General features: G+C 62.1%; 8 protein-coding genes. 6 read left to right on the top strand and 2 right to left on the bottom strand.

The annotated features are described in order from the left end of the window. Window positions 1-465 precede the first annotated feature (465 nt). Window positions 466-639 carry a hypothetical protein gene (locus H5T60_07205; GenBank protein ID MBC7242217.1) on the bottom strand — a complete coding sequence of 58 codons (174 nt, stop codon included), beginning with the start codon at window positions 637-639 and terminating at the stop codon, window positions 466-468. A gap of 286 nt (window positions 640-925) precedes the next feature. On the opposite strand from H5T60_07205, the gene H5T60_07200 reads away from it, so the two are divergent. The 5 genes from H5T60_07200 (at window position 926) to H5T60_07180 (ending at window position 7,276) form a co-directional block, all read left to right on the top strand. Next, on the top strand, window positions 926-2,338 hold the full coding sequence (locus H5T60_07200; GenBank protein ID MBC7242216.1) for an extracellular solute-binding protein: 1,413 nt from the start codon (window positions 926-928) through the stop codon (window positions 2,336-2,338). A gap of 150 nt (window positions 2,339-2,488) precedes the next feature. Next, on the top strand, window positions 2,489-3,433 hold the full coding sequence (locus H5T60_07195; GenBank protein ID MBC7242215.1) for a sugar ABC transporter permease: 945 nt from the start codon (window positions 2,489-2,491) through the stop codon (window positions 3,431-3,433). 1 nt (window position 3,434) lies between these two features. Continuing rightward, window positions 3,435-4,370, top strand: coding sequence for a carbohydrate ABC transporter permease (locus tag H5T60_07190; GenBank protein MBC7242214.1), 936 nt, complete (start codon window positions 3,435-3,437; stop codon window positions 4,368-4,370). A 157-nt stretch (window positions 4,371-4,527) separates the two neighbouring features. After that, window positions 4,528-5,475: a hydroxyacid dehydrogenase gene (locus tag H5T60_07185; protein MBC7242213.1), complete on the top strand. Its 948-nt coding sequence runs from the start codon at window positions 4,528-4,530 to the stop codon at window positions 5,473-5,475. A 13-nt stretch (window positions 5,476-5,488) separates the two neighbouring features. Next, window positions 5,489-7,276 carry a bifunctional metallophosphatase/5'-nucleotidase gene (locus H5T60_07180; GenBank protein ID MBC7242212.1) on the top strand — a complete coding sequence of 596 codons (1,788 nt, stop codon included), beginning with the start codon at window positions 5,489-5,491 and terminating at the stop codon, window positions 7,274-7,276. A 19-nt stretch (window positions 7,277-7,295) separates the two neighbouring features. Here the strand turns inward: H5T60_07180 and H5T60_07175 are convergent, their stop codons facing one another. Then, the gene (locus H5T60_07175; GenBank protein ID MBC7242211.1) at window positions 7,296-9,719 is read right to left on the bottom strand and encodes an AAA family ATPase; all 2,424 of its coding nucleotides are present in this window, start codon (window positions 9,717-9,719) and stop codon (window positions 7,296-7,298) included. A gap of 333 nt (window positions 9,720-10,052) precedes the next feature. On the opposite strand from H5T60_07175, the gene H5T60_07170 reads away from it, so the two are divergent. Beyond that, window positions 10,053-10,421 (top strand): hypothetical protein (locus H5T60_07170; protein ID MBC7242210.1); only part of this gene is annotated, 369 nt, incomplete at its 3' end.

Raw genomic sequence — 10,421 nt, 5'->3', positions numbered from 1 at the left:
CCTTGGCCGCGTATGGTAATGCCAACATCAGGATCAGGGCTGTACCGAAGAACAGGGAGGCAAGGGCACGCGCATACCGGAATGTCACGTGACCTCTCATCGCTTGCCTCCTCCTGTCAGTCCCTCATGGTATGTTATATGCGCAACATGTGCGCATATGCTCATATATATAGACGAAACAGCTCTAACGCAAGTTCCATGAATGTACCATCCAGGGCTTCGTCACCGGTGATCATTGTTATGGGCTAATTTCAAGACGCCGGCGGCCGGGAAAATGTTCCCCCAGGCCGGCCGGGGTGATCTGCATCGTGCGGAACATATTTCCGACTATTAGGTACCATAGGAAATTGTGAAGAAACCTGGCGCAATGTAGAAAACACTACGATGTTTCATTTATGTTTACCAACGATTGACAAATGCAACAAAACCTGATATAATGGCGTACGGATATGGTCATGGCCCCGACTATGGGGTCTGCTTTCCGATGCGCCGGCTGGTCTGCGAACGAGCTTCCTGGGGCTTGGAGAGGGTGCCGCCCTCTTTGCCGGCCCATAGGGGGCGGGAGCGGCGCCGCCAGAATTTGGGTGCGCAGGGTTGGGACATCCCATGGAAATTTCGCTGGATGATGGGTCCTTTCACCGTCCCGCGGCCTCCCTTACGTCTGCGGAGCGCATTGCCGTGTATGCCGGCATCACTTCGCACCCGAGAGCTTTCCTTATACGAAACAAAATTTGCCCCTCGAAAAAGTGGTTTGCGGATTTTCGGGTGATATGATACAATGTTGTTCGTTGGCACATCCCTTCGTTTGCTGGGCTGGCGCTGTTGCTGTCGGCAGAGAAAGGAGGTGATACGTCCCCTACAGAACTGTCCGCAGAGGTTTGTTCCCTTACCCTTGTGAACAAGGAAGAAGGAGGTACAGCAAGAGATGAACGCGCGCAGTAAGTCCGGTTGGATGTGGCTCACCGTTTCCCTCGTGATGGTTTTGGCGCTTGTCCTGAGCGCGTGTGCGCCGGCCGCAACCCCCGCCCCCTCCCAGCCCACGCAAGCGCCGGCCCAACCCACCCCGGCTCCGCAAGCCAAGGATTTCGTCACCTGGTACCAGTTCGACCAGGAGAACATGGACCCCGCCAGTGATGAAGCGGTAGGCAATGCCTGGCTCCGCGAGAATATGGCCAAGTTCAACGAGGCCTTCGCCGGCAAGTACAAATGGGTCAACATTCCCAAGGCCTGGGACAAGATGGACGCGGAGCTGATCGCGGCCGTGCAGGCCGGCGGGGAGGTCCCCGATATCGTTCAGCTTACTGACTTCAACATCCCCATGCATGCCAAGAACGGCTCCCTGCAGGACCTGCGCGCCTGGGCAGAAGCACAGCCCTGGTACGCCGGCGTGGATCCGCAGGCCCTCAAGGCCTGTATGGGGCCCGACGGCGGGTTGTACTGCATCCCCTTCGCCGAAATCCCTTACGTGGTCTTTGTCTGGGCGGACCTCTTCCCGAATGATTACCCCAAGACGATTGACCAGTTCCTGGCCGAAGCAGAGCGTCTGAAAGGCGAGGGCCGCTACATCATGACCTATTTCGGCTCCACCGACAAGGGCGGCAGTGGGACCACCCGCGGCGTCTGGACCGTCATCTCCAGCTTCGGCGGCACGTATGATGATGGCAAGGGCAATATGCTGTTGAACACGCCCGAGAACGTCGCCGCCATCGAGTTCCTGCGCACGCTGACGGTGGAGGGATATGTCCCGGAGGTGACCTTCGCCGGCGGCTTCCAGGAGGAAGAGGCGTTCAAGGATTCTTCCGCCGGCTCGATCCCCACGGGCCTGTTCGGCTACCGCTACCTGCGCCCGCTCACCGCTCCGGACGGCACCAAGTATGAGACGCAGACGGAACAGGACATGCTGAATGCCATCGAGGATGGGAAGGTCGTCCTGCGTCCCTTTGCCGCTCCATCTGGCAAGAAGCCCGGCGGCGGCCTGTCGGTGCGCGGCGTAGGCATTCCCACGGGCGCCAAGAACCGCGAGGCCGCGGAGGCCTTCATCAACTGGGTTCTGACCAACCCCGATATTGCCGCGGACTATGCACTGCGGGGCGAATCCGGTCTGCCGGTACTGTTTGCCGCGTATGACCAGCCGCAGTTCCAGGGCAAGCTGTATCAGCAGGCGAAAGCGGTGGTGCAGGCCAGCGCCCTGCGTCCGTGGAAGGGCACTCTGGAGCGGACGGCTGAGGCGCAGATGATCATCATGAACGCGGTGTACAAGCTCATCAAAGAGGATGTGACCGCGGACATCCCGACGGTGCTCAAACAGGCCGAGGATGAGTACAACGCCGGCAAATGATGCAACGCGCCGCACAGGAAACGTAGTGCGTTGAGCGAGTTCGCGATGCGGTTCATCGGGGCCGGGAACCGGCCCCGATGAACCGATTGTATTAGGCTCGACATGCTATGATGCGGTAATACACGCTGGACGCGTGATGGGAGTGGGCACATGATCAAGTCGCTCAGCTTGCGGCGGAAGCAGAGCCGTACAGACGAAACCCTGCCCGTGCTGTTGCTCCTGCCGGCGCTCCTGGTCCTGTTGGTCGTGCAGTTCTTCCCAGCCTTTTACACTATCTGGCTGAGCCTCCAGGAGCGTTTCCCCACCGGGTGGCAGTTTGTCGGCCTGGATAATTACCGCCTGCTGGTGAACACCAGCCTGTTTCGCGAATCCATCGGACATACGATCGTGTTTCTGGCCGGCTACGTCGTGCTGACGCTCTCGCTGGGCTTTGTCCTGGCCTCCGTCTTGAACGCGCGTCTGCGGCTGTCCGGCCTGTACCTCGCTCTGCTGTTCATCCCCTGGACGCTGGCGGATATCCTGGTCGGCATGGTCTTCCGCCTGTTGGTGTATCCTGATTACGGCATATTGTCCGGCATACTGGGGAATCCGGAGCTGTTCCCGCCGAAAGGGCTCTCGGTCCTGACAGCCGCGCGCCCGGCGCCGATGTTCGGCAATTTCCCCTTCCCGCCGGCGCCGGCGATGGTCTACTTAATCCTGGCTTCCGTCTGGCGCGCCCTGCCGTTCATCACCCTGCTCCTGCTCGCTTCCCTGCAGACCATCTCTCAGGAGGTCATCGAGAGCGCGCGCATTGACGGCGCCAACACATGGGCGATTGCCCGCCATATTACGATACCCCTGATCCTCCCGACCCTGGTGGTAGCCATCTTCAATCTCGTCCTGACGGGAGTGAACAGTGTGGGCATGGTTTTCAGCCTGACCGCCGGCGGCCCCGGTACCGCCACGTTTGTGCTCAGCTATCTCTTATACACCCTGGGATGGGGAAGACTGCGCTTTGGCCAATCCGCCGCGCTGGCGGTCATGATGGCGATCGTGAACTGGTTGCTGATCGCCGGGACAATGCGGGTGACCCGTGTGGACGAAAGGACGGCGTGAAATGGCTCGTACCTCATTTCTTTCGCCCAAAGCACTGCGATCCATCTTCCTCAACGGCTTTATGGTCACCTTTCTAGTGGTGACCATGATCCCGATTTTCCTGACCATTGTCATCTCCTTGAAATCCCATAAGGATATTATCCGCAAACCGCCCGTGATTTTCCCCTGCGATACGCCCACCTCGGCCTTTGACATACGGGCGTGCCGCTGGTCGGTGGAGGGCTATGAGCGCGTTCTGATGCCCAAGCTGACCAATTCCATTCCCTTTATTCAATTGACCGGCCGCATGTTCCGCATCTATATCCCGAACACCCTGCTGTACGCCACGAGCACGGCAATTGGGGTGACCATCATGGCCGGCATGGCCGGCTTCGCCTTCTCCCGCTTCAAGTTTCGTATCCGCCGGGCAATGATGATCGCCATCCTGGCCATTACCGGCGTCCCCCTGCTGACGAACCTGCTCGCCCTGTATCAACTGGGGGTGATACTGCGCAAATCGCCCATTCCCTTCAACGATCGGGCGTATCTGATCTTCGTCTATTTCGGGTTCTACCTGCCCTTGAGCATCTGGATCGCCAAGGGGTTCTTCGATACCATCCCGCGAGACCTGGAAGAGGCGGCGATGATTGATGGGGCGACGCCGCTGGGGGCACTGCGGCATGTCACCATGCCGGCGGCTCTGCCCGGCCTGGCGGCCATCTTCCTGCTGACCTTCGTCAATGTGTGGAACGAGTTCCTGGCCGGCTATCTGCTGGTCACGAAAAATGATCTGAAGCCGGTCATGTTTGGTCTGTACGAGTTTCTCGGACCCAATATCATCAACTTTCAGATGATCGCCGCCTCCTGTATCCTTATTGCCCTGCCCGTGGTCCTCATTTTCCAGGCCGCACGCCGATACTTCTTCATGGCCATGGTGGAAGGCGCCATCAAAGGTTGATGCACTGTGAACGGACCGCCGGCCTTGCGCGGCCGCCTGCCCTGGTTGGCCTGGGAGCAGGGCCGGCCAGGCCCGGCTCATGTCCCTCTGAACAGGAGCACCATCTATGACAAAACCGGTTGTTGCCGTGACCATCGGCAGAGCGCATTACGCCCGCATGATGAGCCCTCGTGCCTGGGAGGAGCTGGCGCGGTTTGCCGAGATACTGCACCATGCGGGGGACGCGCCGGCGACAAAAGAGGACCTGTTGGCCTTACTGCCTCAGGCGGACGCCTGTCTGACGAGCTGGGATGTTGCCCGGCTCGATGCCGATGTCATCGCCGCGGCGCCGAAACTGCGTGCCATTGTCCACATGGGCGGCAGTGTGAAGCGCATCGTCTCCGACGCGGTGTGGGAGCGCGGCATATTGGTGGTCTCCGCGGCGCCGGTGCTGGCCGAGCACGTGGCGGAGACGACCCTGGGGCTGATGATTGTGGGGATGAAGCGGGTCTGGCCGCTGGCCCAGCGGGTGAGGGATGGGGGATGGCGGGATTCCCCCTATTGGCCTTCGCGTGAGCTGTACGATAAAAAGGTCGGGATCGTGGGGGCCAGCAACGTCGGCCGGCATGTCATCCGACTGCTCCAGCCGTTCCACGTGCACATCTTGCTGTACGATCCCTACGTCAGTGAGGAACAGGCCAGGAACATGGGCGCCGCCAAAGTGGAGCTGGACGAGCTGGTGCAGGAGGCGGATGTCATTTCCCTGCACGCGCCGGCCCTGCCGGCCACCTATCACATGATCGACGCGCGCCGGCTGTCCATGATGAAGGACGATGCCCTGATCATCAACACTGCGCGGGGGAGCTTGATTGACGAAGAGGCGCTGATTCGCGAGCTGGAAAAGGGGCGTTTCTTCGCCTTCCTCGATGTGACCGACCCGGAGCCGCCGGCGCCTGACAGTCCCCTGCGCCGGCTCCCCAATGTGGTGGTGACGCCGCACATTGCCGGCTGTATCGAGAACTGCACCCGCATGGGCGAGCGGGCGGTGGAGGAACTGCGGCGCTTCTTCGCCGGCGAACCTCCGCTGAATCCCATTACCCGCGATGCCCTCGATAGGGTGGCCTAGCCCAGGGCCTGCTATGAACGGCACCGCAGGTGCACTGCCGGGAACGCTGACCATCCGACGAAGCGCCCCCAATCCCAATGGTGCCAGGGATGCGGAGCTGTTCCTGATCGCCGGCGACGCATCCGTGCCCCTTGAGCGCATCCTCCCCGACCCCGATGCGATACTGCCGGCGCGGCGGGCATCCTCCGCGAAATCCCCCTTCCGCCTGCGGATACTGCATTTCAATGACCTGCATGGGCATATTGCGCGGTTTACCCCGGAGGGTGTCCAGCCGGTCTTCTCGCGCATGGCGTGGCGCATCCGCCAGGCGCGCGATGAGGTCAGCCGTTCAGAGCATGCCGGGCTTCTGGTGCTTTCGGGTGGGGATGACATCGGGGACTCCGTCTTTGATGAACTGCTGACCCCGGAGGAAGGAGCCGGCGCGGCCTGTCACCCGACGTACACGTTGTATGCGGAGGCCGGCGTAGATGCCGCTGTGCTCGGCAACCACGATTTTGACCGTGGGCTGGAACCGCTGGCGAGAGCCATTTCTCAGGCCCCGTTCCCGGTGCTGAGCGCGAACCTGCGTCCAGCCGGGAATATGCCACTGCCCGTCTATCCGGCAGTGCTGTTCGTCCTGCGCGGCGTGCGGGTGGGGATCATCGGGCTGACCACCCGGGCGGAACTCAAGCTTGTCGAGGAGGCGCGCTGGACGTTCCTTGACCCGCTCGAGGCGGCGCAGAACCTGGTGCCGGCGCTCCGGCCGCACTGCGATGTCCTGATTCTCCTCAGCCACCTGGGGGGCAGTCTGGAGGTTGGGACATGCGCGGTCCAGGATATCGGCGACAAGGAGCTGGCAGAGCTTCTGCCGGCGTCGGCGGTGGACCTCATCGTCGGGGCGCATTCCCATCAACCGCTGAACGAAGCCGGCCTGCACGTGGAGAACGTGGTCAACGGCATTCCCATCGTGCAGGCGGGCGCCGGCGGGAAGTACTTGGGGGAGGTCACTATCACCCTGCGCCCGAGGCCGGCGGTGACCGATGCCCGGCTGTGGAGCGTCCCGTATCTGCCGATACAGGAGGACCTGGAACAGCGGTTTGTCGCGCCGCTGACAGCGCGCGCCGAGAAGATCCTGGAACAGGTCCTGGGGACGCTGGCGTGCGAGCCGGATTACCGCGATGAGGCGGTGCGCAGTGACATCGCCGCCGGCGAGAATGCGCTGGCGAACTTCATCGCGGATGCGTTGGTACAGCGGTGCCGGCGCGCCGGCATCCCCGTGGACCTGGGCATGATAGATGCCTCCTGCCTATGCGGCGGGCTTCCCGAGGGGGATGTCGTGCGCTACGGCGACTGGTTCCGGGTACAGCCCTATGAAGACCCGCTGTATATCGGCACCCTTTCCTGGGCCGATTTCCTCGAGTTTCTGCAGGACAACGCGCGGCGCGTGGACCGGCCGGGGGAGCCGCGGGTTGAACGGGGATTCGCGCATTTCAGCGGAGACCTGCGCTATACGATCCGGTTGGGCGGCGGCCGGCAGGAACATCGGGTCTGTGATGTAACGTTTCAGGGAGAGCCACTGCGCGCGGACGCGGAACGAAAGATGACCATCGCCTTCCCGGGGTTTTTCCGACACCTGGCCGCGCCGTGGGAGCGAGCGGTGGGGGAGCGGTATGGGATGGTGTGCTTCCCAGTGGCGCGCCTATCTCCCGCGCCGGCCGGCCTGTTCGTGCGGCGCGAGCTGGTGGCTTATATTCGAGAGGTGGGAGGCATCACGCCGGCGGCCGGCGCCCGATGCGACGGCCGGCTGACGATCGTGCAGTGAACGATCGGATGGCCACCCCTCAAGGCTGTGCGGGAGGCTGTTCCTCTTCTTCCTCTTCCTCGCCGGCGCCCTCTTTGCCGAACTCGCGCATCTTCTCGGAGAACTGGCGCAGGCGCTGATCCACCAGGTAGTGCACGGTGCCAGGCTCGAATGTGCCGTCGGGCAGGCGCTTGCCGGCGGGGACACCCGTCAATATCTCGATCCCTTCGTCCACCGTGTGAACCGCCCAGATATGGAACTGGCCCTGGCGCACCGCCTCCACCACTTCATCCTTCAGCATGAGGTGCTTGACGTTGCTGGCGGGGATGATGACGCCCTGCCGGCCGTTCAGCCCCATCGCCTTGCACACGGCGAAGAAGCCCTCGATCTTCTCGTTCACCCCGCCGATGGCCTGCACCTCGCCCTTCTGGTTCACGGAACCGGTGACCGCGATGCCCTGCTGGATGGGAAGCCCGGACAGGGCAGAGAGCAGGGCATAGAGTTCGGTGCTCGAGGCGCTGTCCCCTTCCACGCCGGAATAACTCTGTTCGAAGACCAGGCGAGCGGAGAGGCTGAGGGGCTTGTCCTGGGCGTACTGCTGGGCGAGGTAGCCGGCCAGGATGAGCACGCCTTTGGTATGAATAGGGCCGCCCAGCTTGGCTTCCCGTTCGATATCAATGAGGCCCTCGGTGCCGAGGCCGACGCTGGCGGTGATGCGGTTGGGCCGGCCGAAGGTGATATCCCCCAGGTCAATGATGGAGAGGCCGTTGACCTGGCCGACCTCAGCGCCGGCGACGTCAATCTGGATGATGCCGCGGGCGATGGCCTCCTGCACGCGCTGTTCCACCAGGTTGGAGCGATAATACCGCTCGTTGATGGCCTGTGTGACGTGGGCCGCCGTCACGAGCGGGGACTGGTCGCGCACCGCGTAGTGGTGCGCCTCGCGGATCACGTCGGACAGGTCGCCGAACAGGGTGGAGAGCTTCTCTTGATCCTCGGCCAGGCGGGAGCCGTGTTCGATGATCTTGGCCAGGGCCGTGCGGTCGAGATGCCGCAGGTTTTCCTCCTGGCACAATGTGCAGACGAACGAGATATATTCCCGCACCGCCTCCGGGGTGCGGTCCATGCGGTAGTCGAAGTCCGCCTTGACCTTGAACAGCTCTTTGAAGTCCTCATCCAGGTTGTAGAGAAGGTAATAGAGATAGGGCTGGCCGATAAGGATGACCTTGATATTGAGCGGGATCGGCTCCGGGCGCAGGGTCTTGGTGGTGATAAAGCCGAGGCGCTCGCCGGGTTCCTCGATGACGATTTGGGCGTTGCGGAGGGCGCGTTTCAGGCTTTCCCAGGAGAAAAGGTTGCGGAGCACCTCCTCCACCGGCAGGACCAGGTAGCCGCCGTTGGCGCGATGCAGGGACCCCTCTCGGATGAGGGTGAAGTCGGTGAACAGCGCGCCGAACTGTGCCTCTTTCTCGATGCGGCCAAAGAGGTTGTTGTAGGTGGGGTTCAGCTCGATGATGACCGGCGCGCCCTTGAGCGAGGAGTTGTCCACCAGGACATTGACCTGGTATTTACGGAAGGGGTCCGCCGGCATGCCGGCCGACGAGGCCTGGGCCGGCTGTTCCTCGCGGAACAGGGCCAGGTTGTCCAGGATGTCGTTTTGCACGTCGCGGAGGTACTGCACCACCTCCGGACAGTCCTCGTATTTCTCGCGAACTTCCTCGATAAGCGGGGTCAGGGCAAACGTGGTGACTTCCCGGTCCAGCTTTTGGAGCGCCTCGTTGGCCAGTTTCTCCAGACTGCGGGCCTGGCGGATCACCCCTTTCAGCTCTTCCTGAAGCTGGGCCTGGGCCTGGCGGATTTGTTCCTGTTCTTCCGGCGGCAGGGCCATGAACAGCTCTTCGGTGAGCGGTTTGCCCTCGCGGATCGGGATGGTCAGAAAGCCCATGGGCGTGGCCTGGATATAGAAGCCCATGCGAGCGGCCTTTTCCTGGATGGCGGTGAAGAGGGCGTTGCGCTGTTCCTGGAACTGACGCATGGTCTCGTCGCGCTTGGCGGCGTATTCGTCGCTTTCGAACGCGGCTCGGATGGCCTTGCGGGCGTCCGAGATGAGGTCCTGCATATCCGTCTGGAGCTGGCGGGCGCGGCCGGCCGGCAGGCGCAGGGCGTTCGGCCGATAGGGGTCCTGGAAATTATTGACATAACACCAATCGTCCGGCGTGGGCTGATCTTTGGCAATATCTTCGAGGAAGCGGCGAGCGGCGGTGGTGCGGCCGGTGCCGGGCAGGCCGGCGATATAGATGTTGAAGCCCAGGGACTGGATGCCGAGGCCGAACTGCAGTGCCCTGACGGCCCTGGCCTGTCCGACGATGGTGCTGAGCGGGGGAATATCAGCGCTGGTCTCGCATTCCAGGGAGTTGGGGTCACAAACGTTGCGAAGGGCTTCGGCCGGCAGTTCCGCAATCATAGCGCGCTCCTTTCATGATATGCGGGTGCAGTGCTGGGGACAGTATAGCATGGGAAGGATGGCGCGTCAATTGGGCCGGAAACGGGCCGGCAGTAATTTGAAGCGCATGGGAGGACATGCTATAATTTGTGTACGTCCAAACTGGTACTAGGTGAAGCGGATGGATAGTTTGTCATTCTCCGCATGGACATGTTGTGCCAATTGTGGTGCGATGGATGGGGGTTGTATGACCGGCCCGTCCACGCGCTCGCGCGCTGGCGTCCGACGCAAGCTTGTGCGTCGGACGCTTTATTTTTGGCCGGCGTTGGAAACCCGGCAGGTGGGAGGAACTGGATGAAGCCCGCGCAGTTGTTATGGCGTCTCTTCGAGATGGATCAGGAGATTCAAGGCGTTCAGCAGGCTATCGGCAAGGTGCGGTCGAAGTTGGGCGTCAGCCGGCCGGTGCAGGAAGCGCGTGAAAGGTTGGCGGAGGCGGAGCGCCGGCTGAAGCGCGCCCAGCAACAGCAGTCGGAGCTGGATGACGAGCTGGCACAGGTCACCCAGAAACTCGCCGCTTCTGAAAAAGCCCTTTATGAGGGCCAGGGGCGTCACCCGAAGGAACTGCAGAGCCTGCAAGAGGAGGTAACCTATTTGTCGAGGCGTTCCAACCGGCTGCAGGAATCCCTGCTGGAGGTGATGGAAGTGCTGGAGGAAGCCCGCCTA

This window comes from Anaerolineae bacterium (assembly GCA_014360855.1).
Classification (GTDB): domain Bacteria; phylum Chloroflexota; class Anaerolineae; order JACIWP01; family JACIWP01; genus JACIWP01.
Note: the sequence above shows the minus strand (reverse complement) of the source record. Positions and strands in the feature narration are given on the sequence as shown.